The 24026-nt window shown below is 35.8% G+C and carries 23 protein-coding genes and 1 other RNA gene; 15 read left to right on the forward strand and 9 right to left on the reverse strand.

Annotated elements, in window-relative coordinates; all coding sequences use genetic code 11:
• The first annotated feature begins 291 nt into the window (after nucleotides 1-291).
• From NW240_RS07945 to NW240_RS08010, 14 genes are all read left to right on the forward strand, one after another.
• Nucleotides 292-783, forward strand: a complete 492-nt coding sequence (locus tag NW240_RS07945) for a CtsR family transcriptional regulator (RefSeq protein WP_309302420.1) — start codon at nucleotides 292-294, stop codon at nucleotides 781-783.
• Between the two features lie 15 nt (nucleotides 784-798).
• Nucleotides 799-3270, forward strand: coding sequence for an ATP-dependent Clp protease ATP-binding subunit (locus NW240_RS07950; protein WP_258437018.1), 2472 nt, complete (start codon nucleotides 799-801; stop codon nucleotides 3268-3270).
• A 178-nt stretch (nucleotides 3271-3448) separates the two neighbouring features.
• Entirely contained in the window at nucleotides 3449-3799 is a 351-nt protein-coding gene (locus NW240_RS07955) for a hypothetical protein (protein ID WP_258437020.1), read from the forward strand.
• A gap of 90 nt (nucleotides 3800-3889) precedes the next feature.
• Nucleotides 3890-4414 carry a tRNA adenosine(34) deaminase TadA gene (gene tadA / locus NW240_RS07960; RefSeq protein ID WP_258437021.1) on the forward strand — a complete coding sequence of 175 codons (525 nt, stop codon included), beginning with the start codon at nucleotides 3890-3892 and terminating at the stop codon, nucleotides 4412-4414.
• 118 nt (nucleotides 4415-4532) lie between these two features.
• Nucleotides 4533-4619: signal recognition particle sRNA small type (ffs, locus tag NW240_RS07965), an RNA gene on the forward strand.
• 527 nt (nucleotides 4620-5146) lie between these two features.
• The gene (locus NW240_RS07970) at nucleotides 5147-6463 is read left to right on the forward strand and encodes an ABC transporter substrate-binding protein (RefSeq protein WP_258437022.1); all 1317 of its coding nucleotides are present in this window, start codon (nucleotides 5147-5149) and stop codon (nucleotides 6461-6463) included.
• 97 nt (nucleotides 6464-6560) lie between these two features.
• A complete protein-coding gene (locus NW240_RS07975; RefSeq protein WP_258437023.1) occupies nucleotides 6561-7445 on the forward strand; it encodes a carbohydrate ABC transporter permease in 885 nt (294 codons plus the stop codon).
• Nucleotides 7445-8317, forward strand: a complete 873-nt coding sequence (locus tag NW240_RS07980; protein ID WP_258437025.1) for a carbohydrate ABC transporter permease — start codon at nucleotides 7445-7447, stop codon at nucleotides 8315-8317. Before NW240_RS07975 ends, NW240_RS07980 begins: the two co-directional genes overlap by 1 nt.
• Before the next feature lie 12 nt (nucleotides 8318-8329).
• Complete coding sequence (locus NW240_RS07985) at nucleotides 8330-9463, forward strand: ABC transporter ATP-binding protein (RefSeq protein ID WP_258437027.1); 1134 nt, start codon at nucleotides 8330-8332, stop codon at nucleotides 9461-9463.
• The gene (locus NW240_RS07990; protein WP_258437029.1) at nucleotides 9463-10197 is read left to right on the forward strand and encodes a glycerophosphodiester phosphodiesterase; all 735 of its coding nucleotides are present in this window, start codon (nucleotides 9463-9465) and stop codon (nucleotides 10195-10197) included. The genes NW240_RS07985 and NW240_RS07990 overlap by 1 nt, the downstream gene beginning before the upstream one ends.
• Nucleotides 10198-10425: 228 nt before the next feature.
• Nucleotides 10426-11307 carry a putative selenate ABC transporter substrate-binding protein gene (locus NW240_RS07995; protein ID WP_258437030.1) on the forward strand — a complete coding sequence of 294 codons (882 nt, stop codon included), beginning with the start codon at nucleotides 10426-10428 and terminating at the stop codon, nucleotides 11305-11307.
• Nucleotides 11308-11315: 8 nt separating this feature from the next.
• Nucleotides 11316-12068 carry a phosphonate ABC transporter ATP-binding protein gene (locus NW240_RS08000; protein WP_258437031.1) on the forward strand — a complete coding sequence of 251 codons (753 nt, stop codon included), beginning with the start codon at nucleotides 11316-11318 and terminating at the stop codon, nucleotides 12066-12068.
• Nucleotides 12061-12837 carry an ABC transporter permease gene (locus NW240_RS08005; RefSeq protein ID WP_258437032.1) on the forward strand — a complete coding sequence of 259 codons (777 nt, stop codon included), beginning with the start codon at nucleotides 12061-12063 and terminating at the stop codon, nucleotides 12835-12837. Before NW240_RS08000 ends, NW240_RS08005 begins: the two co-directional genes overlap by 8 nt.
• Complete coding sequence (locus NW240_RS08010) at nucleotides 12834-13682, forward strand: ABC transporter permease (RefSeq protein WP_258437033.1); 849 nt, start codon at nucleotides 12834-12836, stop codon at nucleotides 13680-13682. Before NW240_RS08005 ends, NW240_RS08010 begins: the two co-directional genes overlap by 4 nt.
• A 167-nt stretch (nucleotides 13683-13849) precedes the next feature.
• On the opposite strand, the gene NW240_RS08015 is transcribed toward NW240_RS08010, so the two are convergent.
• The 7 genes from NW240_RS08015 to NW240_RS08040 form a co-directional block, all read right to left on the reverse strand.
• Nucleotides 13850-14047 (reverse strand): CsbD family protein, encoded by a 198-nt coding sequence (locus tag NW240_RS08015; RefSeq protein ID WP_258437034.1) that lies wholly within the window; start codon nucleotides 14045-14047, stop codon nucleotides 13850-13852.
• A gap of 87 nt (nucleotides 14048-14134) precedes the next feature.
• Nucleotides 14135-14785, reverse strand: coding sequence for a K(+)-transporting ATPase subunit C (kdpC, locus tag NW240_RS08020; RefSeq protein ID WP_258437035.1), 651 nt, complete (start codon nucleotides 14783-14785; stop codon nucleotides 14135-14137).
• An 11-nt stretch (nucleotides 14786-14796) separates the two neighbouring features.
• Nucleotides 14797-16851: a potassium-transporting ATPase subunit KdpB gene (gene kdpB, locus NW240_RS08025; RefSeq protein WP_258437036.1), complete on the reverse strand. Its 2055-nt coding sequence runs from the start codon at nucleotides 16849-16851 to the stop codon at nucleotides 14797-14799.
• A 23-nt stretch (nucleotides 16852-16874) separates the two neighbouring features.
• The gene (locus NW240_RS08030) at nucleotides 16875-18623 is read right to left on the reverse strand and encodes a potassium-transporting ATPase subunit KdpA (RefSeq protein WP_258437037.1); all 1749 of its coding nucleotides are present in this window, start codon (nucleotides 18621-18623) and stop codon (nucleotides 16875-16877) included.
• 20 nt (nucleotides 18624-18643) lie between these two features.
• Complete coding sequence (kdpF, locus tag NW240_RS08580) at nucleotides 18644-18721, reverse strand: K(+)-transporting ATPase subunit F (RefSeq protein WP_396134620.1); 78 nt, start codon at nucleotides 18719-18721, stop codon at nucleotides 18644-18646.
• A 320-nt stretch (nucleotides 18722-19041) separates the two neighbouring features.
• The gene (locus NW240_RS08035; RefSeq protein ID WP_258437038.1) at nucleotides 19042-19740 is read right to left on the reverse strand and encodes a response regulator; all 699 of its coding nucleotides are present in this window, start codon (nucleotides 19738-19740) and stop codon (nucleotides 19042-19044) included.
• Nucleotides 19733-22417 (reverse strand): sensor histidine kinase KdpD, encoded by a 2685-nt coding sequence (locus tag NW240_RS08040; protein ID WP_258437039.1) that lies wholly within the window; start codon nucleotides 22415-22417, stop codon nucleotides 19733-19735. Before NW240_RS08040 ends, NW240_RS08035 begins: the two co-directional genes overlap by 8 nt.
• Before the next feature lie 207 nt (nucleotides 22418-22624).
• Here NW240_RS08040 and NW240_RS08045 point away from each other — a divergent pair, with 207 nt between their 5' ends.
• Nucleotides 22625-22885 (forward strand): hypothetical protein, encoded by a 261-nt coding sequence (locus NW240_RS08045; protein WP_258437040.1) that lies wholly within the window; start codon nucleotides 22625-22627, stop codon nucleotides 22883-22885.
• A gap of 96 nt (nucleotides 22886-22981) precedes the next feature.
• On the opposite strand, the gene NW240_RS08050 is transcribed toward NW240_RS08045, so the two are convergent.
• A complete protein-coding gene (locus NW240_RS08050; RefSeq protein ID WP_258437041.1) occupies nucleotides 22982-23182 on the reverse strand; it encodes a cold-shock protein in 201 nt (66 codons plus the stop codon).
• 264 nt (nucleotides 23183-23446) lie between these two features.
• Nucleotides 23447-23761 (reverse strand): hypothetical protein, encoded by a 315-nt coding sequence (locus NW240_RS08055; RefSeq protein ID WP_258437042.1) that lies wholly within the window; start codon nucleotides 23759-23761, stop codon nucleotides 23447-23449.
• Nucleotides 23762-24026 lie beyond the last annotated feature (265 nt).

Below are 24026 nucleotides of genomic sequence, written 5' to 3' on the forward strand. Positions count from 1 at the left end.
TCGATACATTTTGAATATTTTATCAAACATAGTAAGAAACACAATATATAGGATGTTATGAAAAAGAAAAACCCAATATATTGTGTTTATAAAGTACTGTAGTTTAGTATACTTGCTAAAAAACAAAATTTCAATCGTAAAAACACAAACATTAAATGAATTTATTCCATTTCTACTTAATCTTGATAAAGAGACAACTTCAAACAAATAACTTTTCAAAAGGAAAAAGATTGTGTATAATGGTCAAAGAAAGTCAATGTTAGACAAATGTGACTTGAAGGAGGGGTGAATTTGTCCAGAAGAAATATGTCCGACATAATTGAAGCTTATCTTAAATCGTTCTTACAAAATGCGGAACATGTGGAGATAAAGCGTAGCGATATAGCTGATCAATTTGATTGTGTCCCTTCGCAGATTAACTATGTTATTAATACACGTTTTACTCAAGAGCATGGTTATCTTGTAGAGAGTAAACGAGGGGGCGGCGGTTATATTCGTATTTTAAAAATTCAATTAACCTCGGATGCAGATGAAGTTGCTTCAATGTTAGAATTAATTGGCAATCAAATTTCATATCGTAATGGTGTGAATATTATTGAAACTTTAATTGAAAGAGAAATAATCACACAAAGAGAGGGCAGACTTATTTTATCAGTGATTGAAAAATCGGTCCTTCATGCGATTTCCAATCAAGATCAAGTGGCTCGAGCCATGTTGTTAAAGACCTTTCTCCATCAGTTACGTTATGAATTAACTAGTCAAACCTCAGTTGAGGATTATTAAAAAGAGGTGAAAAAAATGTTTGAAGAATTATTCACAGAAAGCGCACGACAAGCCATGATGTTTGCAGCTGAGCATGCGTATGTTTTCCACCATCAAGCCGTTGGTACGGAACACATTTTGTTAGGATTAGCCCGTGAAGAAAATGGCATTGCTGGTAAAGTTTTGAGAGATTATGGAGCAGAATATACAGTGCTCCTAGACGAATTAGAAATGATTCATGGTAAAAGCCTAAAAGCAGGTAGACGGGGAGAAGTAGTTATTCCATACTCTCCACGAGCAAAAAAAATAATAATGAATGCTTCGAGTGATGCTAAGCGTCTTGGTGCTCCAAAAGTGGGGACAGAGCATTTACTTTTAGGTTTGCTAAAAGAAGAAATATTAGCTACTGTTTTGCTGAAAAATATAGGGATAAATCTGGCAGAATTACGCAAAGGAATCTTTGAAGAAATTGGGATCAATCAGCAAAAACGCTCAGATAGCCAAAGTAAAAGAGGACGACGTCAACAAGCAACTAATAATCAATCTTCCACACCTACACTCGATGGCGTTTCTAGAGATTTAACACAGTTAGCTCGAGATGGTAAACTCGATCCTGTGATTGGACGTGAAGATGAGATACGGCGAATGATACAAATTATTTCCCGTAGAACGAAAAACAATCCTGTTCTTGTTGGAGAACCGGGTGTTGGTAAGACAGCGATTGCCGAAGGATTAGCTCAAGCAATGGCAACAGGGAAAGTTCCTAGCGAAATTGCTGAGAAACGTCTAATGATGTTAGATACCGCTGCTTTAGTTGCGGGTACTAAGTATCGAGGCGAATTTGAAGAAAGAATGAAAAAAATCATCGAAGAAATTTCTCAAGATGGTAAAGTAATTCTTTTTATAGATGAGCTTCATACATTGATTGGAGCTGGAGGAGCAGAAGGCGCAATTGATGCGGCTAATATTCTTAAGCCAGCTTTAGCCAGAGGAGAAATCCAAACGGTAGGAGCTACAACTTTTGATGAGTATCAAAAGCATATTGAAAAAGATTCCGCATTAGAACGTCGATTTTCTAAAATTGTGATTGAAGAACCTACTCCATCTGAATCCATTCAAATTATTACAGGGTTAAGGTCTAAATATGAAAAACATCATCATGTGGAGATCACTGATGAAGCGATTGAAGCGGCAGTCAAATTATCTTCACGCTATATGAATGAACGTAAGTTGCCTGATAAGGCAGTCGATTTAATTGATGAGGCTTCGGCTAAAGTAAGAATTGAAGAAGGTAACCAAACCAATAATTTGGCCGAATTAGAGTTGAAACAGAAAAGTCTAGCTAATCGGAAAGAACAAGCTATTCTCGACCGCAATTTTGAATTAGCGGCAGATATTCGAAAAGAAGAACAAGATTTAGAAAAAGTTATTGAAAAGGCTAACAAAAAAGCCAAGAAAGAAAATAAGCAAACAGAATTAACCTATCCAAAAGTAACAGCTGAACATGTCGCTGAAGTAACGGCTTTGGCAACGGGTGTGCCAATTTATCAAATGGATGTAGCTGAAGCTAAACGTTTAGTTCATTTAGAAGCTGAGTTACATGAACGCGTGATAGGACAGGATTCAGCTGTATCTTCAGTAGCTCGTGCTATACGTCGTGCTCGCTCAGGGCTGAAGAGTCCACAAAGACCGATTGGCTCTTTCTTATTCTTAGGACCGACAGGGGTTGGAAAAACAGAATTAGCCAAAACATTAGCTAACTCTATGTTTGGTTCGCAAGATAATATGATTCGTGTCGATATGTCCGAGTATATGGAGAAACATGCAGTCTCTCGACTAGTTGGCTCTCCTCCAGGATATGTTGGTTATGACGAATCCGGGCAATTAACTGAAAAAGTACGTCAAAAGCCATATTCAGTCATTCTACTAGATGAAATTGAGAAGGCACATCCAGATGTCTTTAATATTTTATTACAGGTCTTTGATGATGGACATTTAACAGATGGTAAAGGGCGTCGTGTAGACTTTAGAAATACGATTATTATTATGACTTCTAATATAGGGGCTACTGCTCTTCGCGACGAAAAGTCAGTTGGCTTTGGAGCTGTAAACTTTGCCGATGACTTTGAAGCGATGGAAAATCGTATTTTAGAAGAGTTAAAACGTGCCTTTCGTCCTGAGTTTTTAAACCGAATTGATGAAACAATCGTCTTCCACTCATTGGATAAAGAGCATATTAAAGAAATTGTTAAACTTCAAACCGATGAGATTGTTAAACGATTAGATGAATTAGAAATTAATGCTCGTATAACAGATACGGCAATCGATATTATAGCGAAAGCAGGATTTGATCCAGAATATGGAGCGCGTCCGATCCGTCGAGCCATTCAAAAACAAATTGAAGATGAATTAAGTGAAATGTTGTTGAATGGGGATATAGCTTTAGGAGATAATATAACGATTGGTGGGCGCTCAGGATCCATTCGGATTAATAACCGTTCAAAATAAAAAATTATACCGTTATTAAGAATAGTAGCCGAGTAAGACTAGCTTATTCGGCTACTATTTAATAGATTAAAGTAATAAAGAACTTAGCGAAAAATGAAAGCATTTTACTATCTATTTAGCTTATTTAGTGATAAGGTTTAGAGGAATAAAAGATATTAATAAAGAGGTGGAATATATTATGTTAAATAAGAAGAATAGACTGACAAATATTATCGCTGGTACAGCAATTGTTGCAGCCGTTACAGGAGTTATCCTTTATGCCTATCTAGATGATGATGCGAATGAGCGTGTAAGAGGCATGATTAACCGTGAGAAAGTCAAGGCTTATGTAAAGCATCAATTAAAAGGATCCGATCATTTAGTAAATATCGTAAATGACCTTTCTGATGAAGAGGTAAATACTTTAGTAGGTATTGCTAATAAGACTAAAGCAACTCAATCTCAAATGAGTGAAGGGTTTATTCAGATTATTAACCGTGCTAAAGAACTAGCTGATGATGCTGGCGAAAAAATGCATAATCTGTTTTAATAATTACGGATATATATAAAGTCAAAAGCAACCTAAAGATGAAGGTTGCTTTTTAATTTGAAATACTTTTATTTAAATAGGAGTCAGTGAATGGAGAATTTATTATTTAAAGAGTTGGATTCAAATCAACAAGCCCAGCATAAAAAATGGATGCTTGAAGCAATTAAGGAAGCGAAAAAAGCTGAGGCAATTGGCGAGGTGCCGATCGGTGCAGTAGTTGTATTTAATGAAGAAATCATTGGAAGAGGATTTAATATTAGAGAAAGTCAGCACCAAGCCACAGGTCATGCTGAAATATTAGCGATTAGACAAGCCAATGAACGGTTACAAGCATGGCGGCTTCAAGGTGCTAAATTATATGTTACTTTAGAACCTTGTCCAATGTGTGCTGGAGCTTGTGTATTAGCGAGACTCGACCAAGTAATTTTTGCTGCCAGAGATCCTAAAGGGGGTTGTAGTGGCAGTTTAATGAATTTATTACAAGAGGAACGCTTTAATCATCAAGTGGAAGTTATTGAAGGAGTTTTAGAAGAAGAATGTAGTCAGATGATGTCTGATTTCTTTAGACAACTGCGACAAAAGAAAAAAGCTAAGAAGAAAAACGAAGCGAAATAAGAAGATACCCACAGGAATTTGTGCAAAAGCTGGTTTATACACAGACTTATGCACAGGGAAGAGGTAAATTTAGCTTTTAAAGCTGGAGTTTTACAAACTGAACCATCCATGTTATAATTTTAGAAGGCAATGATGGATTCACGAACCGAGTCAGGACCGGAAGGTAGCAGCTATAAGTGATGAAGTCATGTGCCTTTTTATTTCTGTTTGAATTCTCTATTTTTTAGAATTTTTTGACAATCATCTCTAAAAATAGCACTACTTGACTAATATATAATCAAGATGACACTCTATTATGAGTGTTTTTTTGTTTGAAATAAAAATAACCGATAACTCATCAGTTGTTATTGACTAAAAAAACAGAATAATGTATAGTTAAAAATCGTTATGAAAGCTTGATGATATTAAGTATATTTACATTTATACATATTAATTTACTGATCAACATAAAGATATGTTGAATGTTTGGAGGAGATCAATTGCATAAAAGATTTAGTGACATGCCAACATGGATAAAAATTATCTTTAGTATATTTAGTATCATAGGCGCCTTGAAAATGGTTTTCGATATACTGTAATCTTCCACCTTATAAAGGTGGTTTTTTTTATTTGATGAAAAGTTTGTATGTAAATTTACAAAGAATTTACGATTAATTTACTTAAAGTTAATACTAGCATGCTATATTTTTGTCAACGGTCATTAAAAAGATCGATAACAAAGGAGGAAGCATCATGAAAAAAGTAATGAAGAAATTGATGGTAGGCTTACTATCAGCTTCAATGTCAGTAGCGAGCGTATTACCTTTAACTCAAACAGTCCAAGCTGCAGAACCAGTTAAGTTATCATTCTGGCATGGAATGGGTGGATCAGTCGGAGAAGCCTTACAAAAATTAGTGGATCAATACAATGAATCTCAAGATGCTGTAGAAGTTGAAGCACAGTATCAAGGATCTTATGACGAAACATTAACAAAATTACGTTCTTCAGCTTCAGGATCAGAAGTAGGTGCAGATGTGGTCCAAGTATTTGAAGTTGGAACCACCTTTATGATTGATTCAGGTTTGACTGTTCCAATTCAAGATTATGTGGATAAGACAGATTTTGATTTGGACCTTTTAGAGCCGAACTTATTAGCTTATTTCACCATTAATGATCAATTAAATTCAATGCCTTTCAATAACTCAACCCCTTTAATGTACTATAATAAAGATCTTTTTGATAAAGCTGGGGTGGAAGTTCCAACAACCCTAGAAGAGTTAATTGAAATTGGACCTAAATTACAAGAAGCAGGAGCAGCTATGCCAGCTTCTATCGGAATCTATGGTTGGTGGATTGATCAATGGTTTAACAAAATGGAAAAAGAAATCTTTGACCATGCGAATGGACGCGATGGCGCACCTGAATCGGTAGCCTTTATTGAAAATGGAGGCATGGAAAAGATTTTGACGATGTGGAAAAATGGCGTAGATGCGGGTGTTATGCCTAACGTAGGTCGTGAGGGAGGACATCCAGAATTTATAGCAGGTCAATCAGCTATTACTTTTGGGTCAACAGCAAGTTTACGTCAATTGTTAACAGAAGTAGATGGTCGTTTTGAAATCGGAACTGCCTATTACCCTGGTATCGATTCAGACGATAAAGGTGGCGTATCTATCGGTGGAGCTTCTCTGTGGATGATTGAATCAGATGATGAGGCTAAAAAAGATGCAGCTTGGGACTTTATTCAATTCTTAGTATCGCCTACTTCTCAAGCTCAATGGAATGTTGATACAGGATACTTCCCTGTTAACTTAGCTGCTCATGATGAGCAAAACTTTAAAGACAATTTAGAAGAATTTCCTCAATTCCAGACAGCGATTGATCAGTTGCATGATTCGACAGCAGATGATCAAGGAGCTTTAGCAGGGGTTGCTCAAGAAGCACGTCAAGTTTTTGAAAATGAATTAGAAAAAGTGATTAATGGTGAAACTGATCCTAAGTCAGCTGCACAAGCTATGGCAGATCAAATCAATAAAGCGATTGAAAATTACAATAAAGCAAACCAATAATTTAATGAATTAAAAGTTTAGATAATCGAGAGAGCTTCATTATTGGTGTTCTCTCGATTTTTTATGTGTAAGGATTTTCATTGGAAGAGGTGGGAAGATGGAAGAAATTGTAATAATCGAGCAACAGAGAAGTCTGTGGGAAAAAATAAAGGGATATGGGTATTTACTCCCTGCGATTATAGTTTTATCTATATTTATGTTCTGGCCATTCTTTCAGACCATTTATCGGAGTTTATTTTTGACTAATAATTTAGGTCAAAATGCAGAGTATCTTGGTTTAGGGAATTATGCAGAACTTTTTTCAAGTGAAAGCTTTTGGAATAGTGTGGTGGTGTCTTTTAAATTTGTTGTCATCGTGGTTATTGTGGGGGTTGTGTTAGGGTTTATTACAGCTCTTTTATGTCAAAAAACATTTCCAGGGATTAAACTTTTTTCAACTTCATACGCCATGCCAATGGCGATTGCATCTGCCGGAATTGCAATGATTTTTCAAGTGATGTTAAATCCAACGGTCGGGATTGTGAACCGGATTTTAGGAACTTATATTAACTATCTCTCTCAGCCAGGGAGCGCCTTATTAGTCGTTGGTATCTTAACTGGTTGGTTGAATTCAGGGATGAATTTTTTATACTTTTCGTCAGGTCTAGCGAGTATCGACGACTCCCTGTATGAATCAGCTTCCATTGATGGAGCAAATGGTATAAAAAAATTTATTTATATAACCATTCCTTCATTAAAGCCAACTTTATTTTTTGTGATTGTAACTAATGTTATTAATGCCTTTCAAGGATTTGGCCAAATTAATATTTTAACAAAAGGTGGTCCTGGACAAGCATCCAATGTGATTGTCTATGATATTTATCGGAATGCTTTTATGAATTACCGTTACGGTTATGCTTCAGCAGAATCGGTAATCTTATTTTTAATTGTTATGATCTTAACCATTATTATGTTTAAAATTCGTGGAAAGGAGAGGGCATAGTGGCAGAAATAATAAAAGAAAGTAAGAAAAAGAAAGTTACAAGAAGACGTAAACCAATCACCGTATGGAGTATATTGCGTTTACTTTTAAATGTTGTCATGCTATTGATTGTGCTTTCCCCTCTATTATATGGGTTAATGATGTCCATTAAACCTTCTGGAGAATTATACGACCCTGAAAGTATTTGGTTTCCTAAAAACCCTACTTTGACTAATTTTATCGATGTCTTTGAAATGGCACCGATTGGAACTTATATTAGGAATTCAATGATTGTTGCAGTCTCCATCACGGTCAGTCAATTAATCACTTCTGTGCTAGCAGCCTTTGCTTTTCGTTTTTTGAAATTTAAAGGGAAAGGGATTATTTATGCCTTAATTCTATCCACCATGATGATTCCAGGTGAGGCCGTTATTATCTCACAATTTTTAATGGTTTCCTCTTGGGGATGGAATGACTCCTTATATGTTTTAATCATTCCTTTTATCATTTCAGCCTTTAATATTTTCCTGTGTGTGCAAGCCTTGCAAAACTTTCCCTATGAAGTTTATGAAGCGGCCAAGGTAGATGGTTGTAACGATTTCCGCTTTGTTTTAACGATTTTAATGCCTTTAATTAAACCAACTTTAGGCGCCATGTCTGTTCAATCTTTTCTTTCAGGTTGGAATATGTATATGTGGCCGCTTTTGGTTACCAATAATGATCAAAATCGTACCGTTCAGATAGGTATAAGCATGCTGAATTCAGTAGATTCCCAATCGCTAGTTTTAATGGTAGCAGGAGTTATGATCTGTATGGTACCAAGTCTGCTTATTTTCATTGTTGGATCAAGGAATATGGTAAAAGGTCTTACGGCCGGAGCGGTGAAAGGATAAGGAGAGAGTTTTATGGCAAAATTAAGTTTAAGAAAAGTTGCTAAAATTTATGATGATGGCTTTAAGGCAGTCAATAATATTGATTTAGAAATTGAAGATAAAGAGTTTATCGTGCTTGTAGGTCCTTCTGGATGCGGTAAGTCTACCACTTTAAGAATGATTGCGGGTCTTGAGAGCATTTCAGAAGGAGAATTATGGATAGGGGATTTAAGGGTAAATAACTTGCAACCCAAAGACCGTGATATTGCCATGGTTTTTCAGTCATACGCACTATACCCACATATGAATGTTCGTGATAACATGGGTTTCTCAATGAAAATGAATGGGATTAGTAAAAAGGATCGCCATTTACGGGTAGAACAAGTAGCTAATGCCCTCCAGTTAACTGAATTGCTTGATAAGAAACCAGGGGCTTTATCAGGAGGTCAACGTCAAAGAGTGGCGTTAGGACGAGCCATGGTTCGAAATCCTAAAGTTTTTCTACTAGATGAGCCTTTATCCAACTTGGATGCTAAACTACGGGTATCTATGCGGTCTGAAATTACGCAATTACACCGCGAGTTAGGAACAACCTTTGTTTATGTCACCCACGATCAAACAGAGGCCATGACTATGGGGACGCGAATAGCGGTTATGAACGCTGGAAATATCGAACAATATGACACGCCTGCTAATTTGTATTATAATCCTTGTAATAAGTTTGTTGCTGAATTTATAGGGTCACCGATGATTAATATGTTTAATGGCAGATTAATCAGTGAAAATGGGGAAGTAGTTCTGCAAATTGCGGATAAATCATTTATCTTGTCTGATGCAGTTAAAGATCAATTAAAAGTTTCAGTAGAAGGACAAGAAGTCTATATAGGTATTCGACCTGAAGATATGCACCATAAGGCTGAGGGCCTAAATACCTCAGGTTTAAACGTAGTAGCTAAGAATGTTGAGCAAGTAGGCTCTGATACTTTTGTATATTTCGACCATCCTACTTCTAGTCGTGAATTAGTGGCTCGCTTTTCACCGGCTCGTCCCGTTAAAATTGGTGAAGAAGTTCAAGTTCAGTTGGACTTAAATAAAATCATGTTGTTCGATAAAATAACAGAATCATCGATTCTGGATCGAATGATTGGAGAGGACTTTGATAAATAATGGCTAAAATTATTGCGCATCGAGGATACTCGGCAAAGTATCCTGAAAACACCATGCTAGCTTTTAAAGAAGCAGCAAAGTTTCCAATTGAGGGTATTGAGCTAGATGTCCATTTAACTAAAGACCAAGAGGTTGTTATCATTCATGATGAATCAATTGATCGCACTTCAACAGGTAGTGGCTATGTAAAAGATATGACCTTAACCGAATTGCGGCAGTATAATTATTATGCTCAATTTCAACACACTCAAGTTAGCTCATCTAGTGATATTCAAATACCTCTCTTGCGCGAATTTTTTGAATGGATGCAGCCTCTAGATATTAAAGTTAATATTGAGTTAAAAACAAATATTTTTCGCTATGAGGGTTTAAATATTAAGGTTTTAGAATTAATCAGGGAATTTAAATTAGAAGATCGTGTTTTGATTTCGTCTTTTAATCACCATAGTGTGCGTGATTTTATGCGCCTAGCAGGTGATAGTAAAATTGAATACGGCTTTTTAACGGCGTCGGGTCAACTAAACCCAGGTAAATACTGTAAAGAGCACGGTGTCGGTCATTATCATCCTGCCTTTGTGACTTTAGATCCAGAAGATATTGAAGAATGTCATCGTCAGGGAGTCGAAATTAACACATACACAGTGAATGAAGCTGATCATATCCAGATGATGATTGATGCGGGTGTGGACCGCATTATAACTAACTATGTTGAGAGAGCTTTGGAATTAAATTAAATATCTTAATGAGCGATTGATCTATTTTAATAGATAAATCGCTCTTTTTTATTATTAGATTTTCTGATAAATTAGCTATATTTATCAGAAAGTCTGAATAATGATTAACCCAGTATTCTAGGTAGTCAATATAATATGTGCTAAGATGCATACTAGTAGGAAAAAACTTCTTATTAGCTACTTAACATAACGTTATCATAGTAGCGAAGAAATGAAGGAGGAATTAAGATGAAAAAAATTATTAGTATTTTAACATCAATCACATTATTTGTAACTTTCTTAGTGAATATAATGCCCATTAATAAAGTAGAAGCAGAGGACGAACAGGTTTTAAAAATATCTGCCATTCCCGACTTTGATCAAACAGAATTAACTCGAGGCTTTGATTCTTTTGCAGAATATTTATCTGAAGAATTAGAAATGAAAGTAGAGTATGTTCCTGTAACAGATTATGCTTCAGTTGTAACAGCTTTTGAACGAGGTGAAATTGATCTGGTATGGTTTGGTGGTTTAACGGGAGTTCAAGCTCGTTCATTAGTACCCGAGGCAGAAGCAATTGCTCAACGTCCAATGGATGCCCAGTTTAAATCGTATTTTATAAAACAAAAAGGACTGGACATTAAAGAGTTAGAAGATTTGAAAGGACAGTCTTTCGCATTTGGTTCTGAATCTTCGACCTCAGGTCATTTAATGCCGCGCTACTTTTTATCTGAAGTTGGAATTAATCCGGAAGAAGACTTCGATGGAGAACCTCTTTACTCAGGTTCACATGATAAGACGATTGCTTTAGTAGAAGCTGGAACAGTTAAAGCAGGTGCTGTTAATCAACAATATTGGGAGCAAGCGTTAGAAAAAGGTGAAGTTAATGAAGATAAGGTAGAAGCATTCTTTGTTACACCTGAGTATTATGATTATAATTGGACAGTAGGTGATGTCGATGCGAAATTTGGTGAAGGAATGAAAGAGAAAATCAAAGATGACCTGTTAAATATCAAAACAGAGGACTCTGAAATGTTAGACTTGTTATCGACAGATAAGTTTATCGAAACAAACAATGAAAATTATGAGAATATTGAAAAAGTAGCTAAAGACCTAGGTTTAATTGAGTAGGTGACAAATTGATAGATAAAAAAATTATTTCATTAGAACAGGTTACCAAGCAATTTGGTGACCTGTTCGCTTTAAGGGAGATTTCTTTTGAAGCGAGAGAGGGAGAGCGGATTGCTTTATTAGGACCCTCTGGGTCAGGTAAGTCAACTTTAATGAATTTATTAACGAGAACGCTTCAGGCAGACCAAGGTAAAATTGAATTAGCAAGTCAAAATATAGATAAGTACGTCAATCAGAAAGAATATGCAAAACTGGTTGGTATATTGCGGCAACAATTTGACTTGGTGAATAATTTAAGTGTAATAAACAATGTCTTAGTAGGACGTTTTAATGAATGGGGAACCTTCAAGTCATTGCTCTCACTATTTAAGACCCAAGACTTAAAAATCGCACAATTGGCCTTAAAAAAAGTGGGTATGTCAGATAAAATAAATGAAATGACTGCCAATTTATCGGGTGGAGAGCAACAACGTGTTGCGATTGCCCGCTTATTAGTACAAGATCCTAAAATAATCTTAGCAGATGAACCTGTTTCATCATTAGATCCAAATAATGCTAGGATTGTATTAAATCTTTTGAATCAATTAGTTAGAGAAGATCAAAGAACACTCATTGCTTCAATGCATTCTGTCGACCTATCTTTAGAGTTTTTTTCTAGAATTATTGGAATCCGTGGCGGACGAATTCTTTTTGATAAAAAGACTGATGAAATAGAAGAAAACATACTCAAAGAGTTATACGAGGTGAAAAAAGATGAGTAAGCTTGTAGAAAAAAACCAAAGGGAAATTCTCTCAATAGCGTTACTTCTGATTTTTTTATCTAGCCTTTTCATCATCCCATGGAGTAATGGGGTTATAAATAGTGGCGGTCTCGATATGGCCCAGCGCATGTTAAGATCTATGATTCATTTAGATCTTAGATTAGAGACCCTAATGCTTGCAATTGAAGCCTTATGGACAACATTTTCATATGCTTTAATTGCTGTTTCAATAGCTATTATATTTGCAATGCTCATGGCTGTTTTAGCAGCAGGTGTTTTAATTAAAAATTCAACAATTCGCTTGATTGCTAGAATGATAATTGGCTTCTTAAGAGCAATCCACGAACTCGTTTGGGCCTGGATGTTCGTAGCGGCAATAGGGTTAAATCCTTTAGCAGGTATTTTTGCTTTATCAATTCCTTATATCGGTTATTTAGGAAAAATTTATGCGGATCATTTGGAGGAAGTTCCTCAAGAGCCTTTGAATGCGTTACAAGAGGCGGGAGCTAATCGTTTTCAGCTATTTATATATGGTTATCTACCAAATGCCTTTCCTAATATGCTGAGTTATACGATGTACCGTTTAGAATGTGCTATTCGATCCTCGTCTGTCCTATCATTTGTAGGTCTAGGAGGAATTGGCTTTAGGATCCAAATGGCATTACAAGATATGCGTTTTGAAGAAGTTTGGACTTATTTAATCTTTCTTATTCTATTGATTTTTGTTATCGATCAATGGAGCGCTAGAATTAGGAGGATTTTATCGTGAAAGATTTTAAGAAACGATCAAACTTTATACGAAATTCATTTTGGATGCTTTTGTTTCTCATTTCTATCTCATGGATTTTTATCTATTTGAATCATGAAAATGATTTGTTTGCAATTTTTACTAGTAAGAACAATATATACTTACAAAAATTTATTAAAAACCTTTTAGGTATTGGTAAAGAGAAGGTAGCTTACCTTGATCCTAAAGATTGGACAGTAGCTCTTAAGCTGTCTGCCGAAACATTTGTTATGTCTATCGTCGCTATTGGTTTTGCAACGTTAGGAATGCTGGTGATTGTGTTTCCTACTGCACGCAATGTAGTTTCAGGGGAGTTGACTTATAGGAAAAGATGGTATTATTGGCCACTTTTTCATGTAGGACGTTTTTTGTTTCTCATAGGTCGAGCAGTACCAGAGTTATTGTGGGCAATGATTTTACTCTATTTTTTTAAACCGGGTCTTTTACCAGGAGCTTTAGCTTTAGCTTTACATAATTTTGGTATTTTGGGTAAGCTCGTTGCTGAACTCATCGAAGATATGGATGATCGGCCCATTCAAAATATGATCGTGAATGGAGCAAGTACCTGGCAAGTATTTTTATATGGCTTGATTCCAGAACTAATGCCTAAAACATTAAACTATATTTTGTATCGATTTGAAAATATAATTCGAGCGTCTTTGATAGTCGGTATAGTTGGAGCCGGTGGTTTAGGGATGCAATTTCGTTTAGCCATGAGCTTTTTCCGATATACTGATATTACACTATACTTACTTTGCTATCTGATTATGGTTTATTTTTCTGATTTACTTTCTGCTTGGTGTAAGAAGTTTATCAAAGTCAGCTAAACTAATGTTTATCTGGTTTAAATATAAAATTTGTTAGTAATTAAGTTAATATTTGTTTTTTTTGAAAGTTCAACTTACAAAGAGGTTTTAGTTTTATTTAGTTAAAAATATATTTAAAAAAGCATCAGGGTTTCTTTAGAGGCCTGATGCTTTTTTAAATTTTATAATTATTTTTTATCGTTTAACCCTTTTTTTAATCCGTCGACAGCATCTTTAACGTCTTCAATACCTTCTTTAACGGTACCTTTAACTTTTTCTACCATACCTTCAGATTGTAATTCTTTATTATCTGTAACTTTTCCAATCGTTTCTTTAACGTTACCTGATAACTTCTCTAATTTCGCATTTTTCTTTTCTTCTGACATTATAAAAACCTCCTTTAATAGTATATAATCAAAGATTAAATCTTTAATTTGTTAATTTCAAATAGTTTGACTTAAGGTTTGAAAAAATTATTTGTTCATATTACTTGCAATATCTTTATTGACTAAAAGAACATTCACGGTTTCTTCACCGAATAAGCCCAACATTTTCTGCTGTGTATGATTTTTAATAATTTCTTCGATCTTGTTGGCAGAAATGCCTGATGCTTGTTCAATTCGTGGAACTTGAATCATAGCAGACTTTAATGAAATATGTGGATCTAAACCTGAACCAGAGGCTGTCATTAAATCCGTTGGAATTTCATCGACACTAACAGTCGGATTTTTTTTAAGGAATTTTTCGATATCCATTGAAACGCGATCAGCTAAGTCGGGATTAGAGGCTGCATAGTTTGCAGAACCAGAGGATAGACCTCCAAATTCCTCACCATCTAGGTAACGAGCTTGACCATTGGCGTCTTCTTGATAAACGTTGTAATGATAGGCTGAAGGGCGGCTCCATAAGAAATAGTCTTGTGTGAATTCTTGGCCTACATTTTGAACACCGACTACTTTACCATCTAGCTCTACGGTACTACCTGAAGCTTGATGTGGGAAAATAAGAGAGGATAAACCAGATAAAACTAGAGGAAAGACTAACCCACAGACGACCATCATCACTAAGGTAAGTCCCAAACTTTGACGAAAATCTTGCCAGAAAGAAATTTTTTGTTTATTCATTTTTAAACCTCCTACATACCTAAACCAGACAAGAGTGGAGTAATGAGAATATCGATTAGTTTAATTCCAACGAATGGAGTAATCACCCCACCTAAGCCATAGATCATCATGTTTCTAGCTAATAATCTTCCAGAGCTCATTGGACGGTATTTAACACCTTTCATTGCTAAAGGAATTAAGCAAGGGATAACAATGGCGTTAAATATTAAAGCTGAGAGAATGGCACTTTGAGGTGTAGCCAAGTTCATAATATTTAAAACGCTGAGTTGTGGAATCGCAAGCATGAACATAGCTGGAATAATCGCAAAGTATTTAGCGATATCGTTAGCAATTGAGAAGGTGGTTAAGCTTCCTCTTGTAATTAATAATTGTTTACCGATTTCTACTACTTCAATAATTTTAGTTGGATCAGAATCCAAGTCCACCATATTAGCTGCTTCTTTAGCCGCGGTAGTACCACTGTTCATGGCTAAGCCAACATTGGCCTGAGCTAAAGCAGGGGCATCATTTGTTCCGTCTCCAGTCATAGCAACAATTTTGCCTTCTGCTTGTTCTTTACGAATGACTTCAATTTTATCTTCAGGTTTACATTCTGCAATGAAACCATCGACACCAGCTTCTTTAGCAATGGTAGCGGCTGTTAGTGGGTTATCTCCGGTACACATAATCGTTTTAATACCGATTTCTCGCAGGCGCTCAAAACGTTCTGCCATGCCTTCTTTAACTGTATCTTTTAAATAAATGACACCAAGAATGCGGTTGCCTTCACACATAACTAAGGGTGTTCCACCCAAGCCTGAAATACGTTCCACTAATGCATTGAGATCTTTTGGAATTTGACCTCCTTGCTCTTTTGCGTAAGTGACAATTGCGTCCATTGCTCCTTTACGAAGAGTCTGACCATCAGACAAATCCACTCCACTCATACGACTTTGAGCTGTAAATGGAACAAATTCAGCGCCAGTTTCTTCTTGACTGTCATCGCCTAGTTCTCTAGCAAGGTCAAGGGTTGATTTTCCTTCAGGTGTATCGTCATGCATACTGGTTAAAGCAGCGCAACGCAGTGCGTCAGGTAGTTTAACACCTTCTACAGGAATAATCTCTGCAGCTAGACGGTTCCCATAGGTAATAGTCCCCGTTTTATCAAGAATCATGGTGTCCACATCACCGCAAGACTCCACGGCTTTACCAGACATGGCAATAACGTTGAAGCGTGTGACACGGTCCATTCCTGCAATCCCGATGGCTGATAATAAACCACCAATCGTAGTTGGAATTAAACAAACCGTTAAAGCAATTAAAGTAGAAGTTGGAATGGATATTCCTGAATACAAAGCAATCGGATAAAGGGTGACAATTACAATCAAGAAAATAATAGTTAATGAAACTAACAAGGTATTAAGAGCAATTTCATTCGGTGTTTTCTTACGGGATGCTCCTTCGACTAAGGCAATCATCCGGTCTAAAAAGCTATTTCCGGGTTCAGAAGTGATTTCAATTTTTAACCAGTCTGATACAAGGGTAGTACCACCAGTAACCGAGCAGAAATCGCCACCTGATTCCCTAACCACTGGAGCAGATTCTCCAGTAATAGCGGATTCATCAACTGATGCAACTCCCTCGATGACTTCTCCGTCACCTGGAATGACTTCACCAGCAGAAACGAGGACGATATCTCCTTTGTTAAGTTGATTAGATAAAACAACTTCTTCAGAACCATCCTTTAGTAGTCGTCTAGCTTCTGTGGCTTGTTGGGTTGCCTTAAGGGTTGCTGCTTGAGCTTTTCCTCTTCCTTCAGCAATTGATTCAGCAAAATTAGCGAAAAGAATCGTTAATAATAAAATAATACTCACTAGTAAGTTATACATTTGTAAATTTTCATCACTCGCATTGTGTGAGAATAGTGATGGAAAGAAAGTAGAGATTAAGGTGATGCAAAATCCGATTTCAACTACAAACATCACTGGATTTTGAACCATATAAACAGGATTTAATTTTTTAAATGAGCCAATTAAAGCTTCTTGAAACATCTCTTTGGTAATTAATGTGTTAGTTTTACGAGACATCGTTTTTCCTCCTCAATTACAGGTTAAGATAATAATGTAAGGTGCTCAGCTATTGGACCTAGAACTAAAACAGGTAAGAAAGTTAAGGCTGCAAAAATGTAAACAATCATTACTAAGATAAGGGCAAAAGACATTGTATTAGTCTGTAAGCTTCCTGAAGACTGATTAATGAATTGCTTACGCATTAATGAGCCGGCAATAGCTAGCTGGATAATAATTGATAAGTAGCGGCCGAAAAACATAACTAAACCAGTGGTGATATTCCAATATAGGGTGTTGTCAGCTAAACCTTCGAAACCAGATCCATTATTAGCAGCTGAAGATGAGAATTCATAAAGAATTTGTGAGAGTCCGTGGTAACCTGGATTGGTAATAGCTTCTCTTCCCCAATCACTTCCTATTGCTAAGGCTGAAAAACCTAGAATCAATAAAGGGTGAATGATAATACAAAGGGCAGTCAGCTTCATTTCACGGCCTTCAATTTTTTTACCTAAATATTCTGGTGTACGACCAATCATCAAACCACAAATAAAGACAGAAAGGATGGCGTATAGAATCATATTCATTAGACCGACACCTTTACCACCAAAGACAACGTTTAACATCATATGTAATAGAGGAACTAAGCCTCCTAGAGGGGTTAGTGTATCGTGCATATTATTAACAGTACCGGTTGTAAAGGAAGTTGTGGTTGTGGTAAAGAGGGCAGATTGTGCAATACCAAACCGAAGTTCTTTTCCTTCCATACTTCCCATGGCTTGATTCAAGCCTAATTGAGCTAAAACAGGGTTCCCTTGGCTTTCAGCCCAGAAACATAGTGCTAATCCTAGAACAAAGATAAGTCCCATAGCAGTGAAAATACTGAAACCTTGTTTACCAAAAGCTCTATTGATAAATGAAGTTTGGCCTGTTTGCTTAACAAGATTATCTTGCTTATTTGCTTTGCTTTCACTTACCATCTTTCCAAAAGTAATCACACAAGCTCCAGGTAGTAACATCATAGAGTATAATTCAATCAAGTTTGAGATAATGGTCGGGTTCTCAATTGGGGTCGATGAGTTGGCGCCTAAGAATCCACCCCCATTAGTTCCAAGGTGTTTGATAATTTCTAGGGCTGCAACAGGTCCCATTGCAATGACTTGCTTTGTTCCTTCCAGTGTATCTACTATTAAATTACTGTTTAAATTTTGCGGAACGCCTTGCCATACTAGTAACAATCCACCTACTAGAGAGAAGGGAATTAAGATGCGTGTCGTAATACGAACCGTGTCCACATAGAAGTTACCCATATTCTCTTTTGAGTGACCTGAAAGACCTCGAATAAAAGCCACACAGGCTGCATAACCACTTGCGGCAGAGACGAACATCATGAAAATGATGACGGCCATTTGAGAAAAATAAGATAGACCGGATTCACCTGAGTAGTGCTGTAAGTTGGTATTGGTCATAAAACTGATGACTGTATTAAAAGAAAGAGAAGGATCCATACCTTCAATTTGATTGGGATTAAACAATGTCATGCCTTGTAGTCTTGAAATAAGATAAGTGACCAAAATCATCAGGGCATTTGTTTTGATTAGACTTAAGGCATAACTTTTCCAATTCATGTGAGTACGATAGGATATACCAGCTATTTTGTATATAAAGTTATCTACTCGGTCAAAAACAGGGTCAGCGAAAGTTTTTTTATTGCTGGCTATACGGTACAAGTAATTTCCTACCGGAATAACCATCAGCAAATAAATTAATAGGGTTACTATAATTTGCCACATTAGAATCTCCTCCTAATTGATTAAAACTTTTCTGGATTAACCAGAGCATAAATGAGATATGAAAAAAGTAAGATAATAATAAAAATAAGGGCGATCATATTAATTCCTCCTTAATCAATCCGTTCAATTTGTTTTTGACACCAATTAATTAATTGAGTCAATAAAAATGTAGAAATTATTACAAGTATTACCATTAAAAAATCATACATATAAATACCTCCTTAAGATTGTACATTGATTAGTGTATCGCAAAGCTTATAAAGGTGGTCTTAGCGCTTGGCCAATGGAATTAAGATTGCATAAAGATAGAATGAAAACTTAGCTTGTAGAAATAAAAAAGCAATTTTAGAGAGAGGATAGTTAAATTGCTTCTATCCTCTATTCTAAAATTGCTTTTAAAAGTATTTGTTATTTAAATTTATTGTTTAATCATGCGATATCCAACCCCAATATGAGTTTGAATATAAATTGGATCTGAAGGATTTTCCTCAATTTTCTTTCTTAAGGTAGCCATAAAGACTCTTAAAGAAGGTATATCTGTTTCTAAACTACTGCCCCAAACCTCTTTAAGAATATGGTTATGCGTGAGCACTTTACCAGTATTTTTTGCTAATACAACCAGTAATTTATATTCAATAGGTGTCAAATGAATTTCTTCTTCTTTTATATAGGCGCATCCTGCTGCATAATCAATTTTTAAATTTCCGTTTTGATATTGAGTGACTGGTGCTTGAGAATTAATATTTTCTGTTTGGCTTCTTCTTAAGGCTACACGCAAACGTGCTAAAAATTCCTCAATACTAAATGGTTTAGTTAAATAATCGTCCGCTCCAGCATCGAGAGCTTCAACTTTATCACGATCTTCACTACGGGCACTAACCACAATAATTGGAACCTTGCTCCAACCTCTTACCTTACGAATAATTTCAACACCATCCATATCAGGTAAGCCTAAGTCAAGGATGATTACATTAGCATTATAAGAAACAGCATCTAAAAGTGCCTCCGCTCCGTTCTTTGCAGTGTGATACTGATAAGATTGTGTATCTAGGGTGGTACGAATCAGATTAGTAATGGCAGGATCATCTTCTATAACTAAAATTTTTGGTTTAAACATTTTCTATGTGCACCTCCTCTAAGGGTAAAGTGAAAGTAAAAATAGTGCCGTTAGGCTGGTTATCTTCGACCCAAATTTCACCGTCATGTGCTTCAACGATGGATTTACATAAGCTTAATCCTAAGCCTAATCCTCGGCGACTATCGGATCGACTTAAACCATTTGTATAAAACATATCGAACAAGTGATTTTTGGCATGGTCAGTAATTCCAGGTCCATCATCTGCCAGAGAAGTATAGACTTTGTCTCCCACCTTTTTAGCGGATAGTGTAATCGATGAACCGTTTTGCGTATATTTCACCGCATTATTAATTAAATTGACTAGGACTTGGACAATTAAACGGGCGTCCATTTTTGCTACCAATAATTCATCGGGTAGATTGACTATTAACTGATGGTCGGAAATATTACGGTCTACATGGGTAATAGCTTCGTGAAAAACATCTTCTACTAATTCGGCATTGAGTGTAATGTCCATGGTTCCATTGTCAATTTTAGTGATAGAAAGTAGGTTTTCCGTTAAATTAACTAACCACATGGCGTCATCATAAATGCTACTGTACAGATTCTGTTTTTTCTCTTCAGCTAATTTAATGGTTTTATCCATTAATACAGATGCGTTTCCACTAATACTTGTTAGTGGGGTACGTAAATCATGTGAAATAGACCTTAAGAGGTTGGATCGCAGTCTTTCTCTTTGTGTTTCAATTTCGATCGCTTGTTTTTCTTCTATTAAGTGGCGTCGTTCTAACATTAGACCACAATCATTTAAAATGGATACAATTAGATTTTTTTCGAAAACACTTAAGACAGGATAATATTTAGTGGGGATACCGATAACTCCGAGTGCACTTTGATTTCCCCTAACCGCCATATAGAGGTTTTGAGCATGAGACAAAGTATTAGTAGTTGCGCCAGCATGTTTATTATTTTTTATCACCCAATTGGCAATGGCGAGCTCATCTTGATTTATTTCACTAATTACTTTTCCCACACCAGGATGATTGATTTCGGAAAATTGTAGGCCTGTGTCTTTCTGTGTTAAAGCGTAAAGAATGGGACGATTTATTAATTCGGCTATTTGAGTAGCAGCAATTTGAATAATTTCAACTTCATCTTGTCCACGAGCTAATTTTTGGTTACTATTCATGATAATTTCCATGTGGTAGGCTCTTTGAGCTGATTGTTGTGCTTGCTTTTTAACGCGAGTAGCCAGTGAACTAGTTATGACACTAGCCACAAGCATAATTAGAAAAGTAACCGGATAGTCGGGCGCATTTGCCTCTAGAGTAAAACGTGGATCGGTAAAAAAATAATTAAAAGAAATGACACCAAAAAGAGAGGCTAGCACACCATACCAATGACCTTTTGTCCATACTGCTGTTAAAAGAACAGCTAAAATATAGACGGTAATAATATTGGCTTCTCTTAGTCCGACTTGGTAAAAGCCGAAGCTAATCAAAGTTGCTAATATATTCATCCCCAGAACCTTTAAAAAATCACTCCAACTTAGCTCCTGTTTAGCATTGTTAAAGAAATTGAAGGATTGTCTCCGACTTGGATGATCATCTGGAATAATATAAATGTCAATATTACTAACTAGTTTATTTAATTTGTCGGTTAAGGTTTTATGACGGCTAAAGATATTTCGAGTTTTAGTTGTTCTTCCTAAAACAATTTTAGTAATACCACTGACTTTGACATATTCCGCGATTTGAAAAGCGGGATCATCTCCATAAACTGTTGAAATTTGTGCTCCTAATTGTTCAGCCAAACGCAGATTGTTTCTTAATTGTTTTAATTCATTCGCTTTCAAAGATTTTTGATCAGAATCTTCGACATATAAAGCGGTAAAATGACTGTGGAAGGCTTCTGCCATCCGAGCAGCTGTTCGAATAACTTTAGCATTACTTGGAGAGCTGGAAATACAAACTAAGATATGATCGCTTGCCATATTGCTGAGAGGGTTGCCTTGTTTTTGAGCGTGACGACTTAGATGGTCGGCTGTTCTTCGCATGGCTAGTTCTCTAAGTGCCCTTAGATTGTCACGAGAGAAGAAATGATTGAGCGCTCTTGACGCTTGCTCTTTTTTATAAATCTTACCCATCTTCAAGCGCGAGATTAGATCATCTGGTTCAATGTCAATCAGTTCGATTTGATCCGCAGCGTCAAAGACAGAATCGGGCACACGCTCATTAACAGCCACGCTCGTTACGGTATCCACAACATCTTTTAAAGATTCTAAGTGTTGAATGTTCATAGTGGTATAGACATCGATGCCAGCACGTAAGAGCTCTTCGACATCTTGATAACGTTTAGTATGACGCGATCCTTCAGCATTGCTATGGGCCAATTCATCGACTAAGATAAGTTGGGGTTTACGCTCTAATGCACCATCTAAATCAAACTCTTTTAAGTTTAAACCTCTGTATGTTATTTCAATAGGAGCTAGGCTTTCTAAACCAGCCATTAATCTTAAGGTATCAGGACGAGTATGTGGCTCGACATAACCAATAATCACATCTGTTCCTTTATTTTTAGCTGCATGAGCGGCTTGTAGCATACTATAGGTTTTACCTACTCCAGCTGCGTAGCCACAAAATATTTTTAAGCGGCCAGGCTGGGGACCTTTTGTTGATGAATCTAATAAGTAGGACGCTTTTAAATCTTGAACCACTTACTCACCTTCTTTCTTAACGCTGTACATTAGTATTTTACTTTATCTAACATTGAGAGAAAATAAAAACTCTTTAATTCATATTAAGATTGTATAAAGATTTTATCTTTATTAAATTTTAATATTATTCAATCTCCTTTAACACTATCTTTTTACTAGATAAATTATAATTAGCTTAACAAATCACAAAAAAGGAGGTCGTTTAAAATGAATCAATATATACCCAACTATCCTAAAGAATCATCTTATTATCCAAAGAATTTTAGATTGCTTTTTGCTAGCCCTTTAAAGATTTCATTTGAAGCTGTCTTACAACTCGAGAAAAAAATGATTTCCTGTTTAAAGCACCATCCTTTGGCTTTATTGTTTTTCATGATTATCGGGATGCCCTTATGCATTCTATTATCAGTAGCTGCCGCTACATCCATCTTTTCCTTATTCTATATGTTTATTTTTTCATTAATCTAAAAAGAGGACTGAAAGATTTCAGTCCTCTTTTATATTGGGAAAAAAGTTAATGCAATCAAAAAGGCAACCTCTAGAGGATGCCTTTGATAATGTTAATTATAGTTTAACAATATTAGTAGCTTGGTCGCCACGTGGGCCAGCTTCTACGTCATATGTTACTGTTTGACCTTCGTCTAAAGATTTAAAGCCGTCACCTTGGATGTTAGAGAAATGTGCGAATACGTCATTTCCATCCTGGCCTTCGATAAATCCAAATCCTTTGTCTGCATTAAACCATTTTACTGTACCTGTGTTCATAATGTAAATCCTCCTGTGTGCGTCTTAAGCACTTTGTATTGCAATAACTAAATAATTAAAAAGAAGATTTTACATTGTTGAATGAAAATGACTTAATTAACTTATTTCTTTACTACAAGACACAGTATGTTCCTTATTTGCTGAATTGTCAACACTTATTTTAAAATATCAAAATTAATTGTTTAAACTTGCTATCTTTTGGAGGTCACAGTACAACTGAACCTCTAATTTTTGAGGGTAGATTTTCTGACACTCTTTTTCTAACTAAATAGAGTCTTTATTCTCCATATTTAATGAAGTGTTTAAGATATTTATATATAGAAAAAAAGAATACGGTATCACTATTACAAGTACGGGAATGATTAAAAACCCAGTTTGAATACCAAAAAAATCTAAAATATAAATGATTATTAAAAAGCTACCTACGAGTAAAGTAATAGACGAAGCTCCTAATGCACCTTTTTTTTGAATTTCAATCGGTTTGTCTTTAAAATTATTCCCAGCAACTATTCCGTACCATTTTCCTCTTCTAAGTTGAATACCAATGATTATTAATAAAAGACCAATAATAATTAACAAGAACACCACTAGCACTTCCTTTTATTTTTAAAGTAGCAATGTGTAAAATTTTTAAAATTCAATGTTCATAAACTTTCAAGTATATGAATAGAAGTTTTGTCACTCTGAATATACAAATAATTAACTCAAGATGGCAAAATAATTTTGTCAAGTAATATATAAAGCTGATTAATGTTTATCATCAAGAAATTTTAGAAGTATAACTCTTATTTTAAGAGAGAAAAATTTGTTTTAATCGCATTTTTAGTTGGTTCTGGAGTTAATT

The sequence above is a fragment of the Facklamia sp. 7083-14-GEN3 genome, assembly GCF_024742075.1.
Lineage (GTDB): Bacteria > Bacillota > Bacilli > Lactobacillales > Aerococcaceae > Facklamia.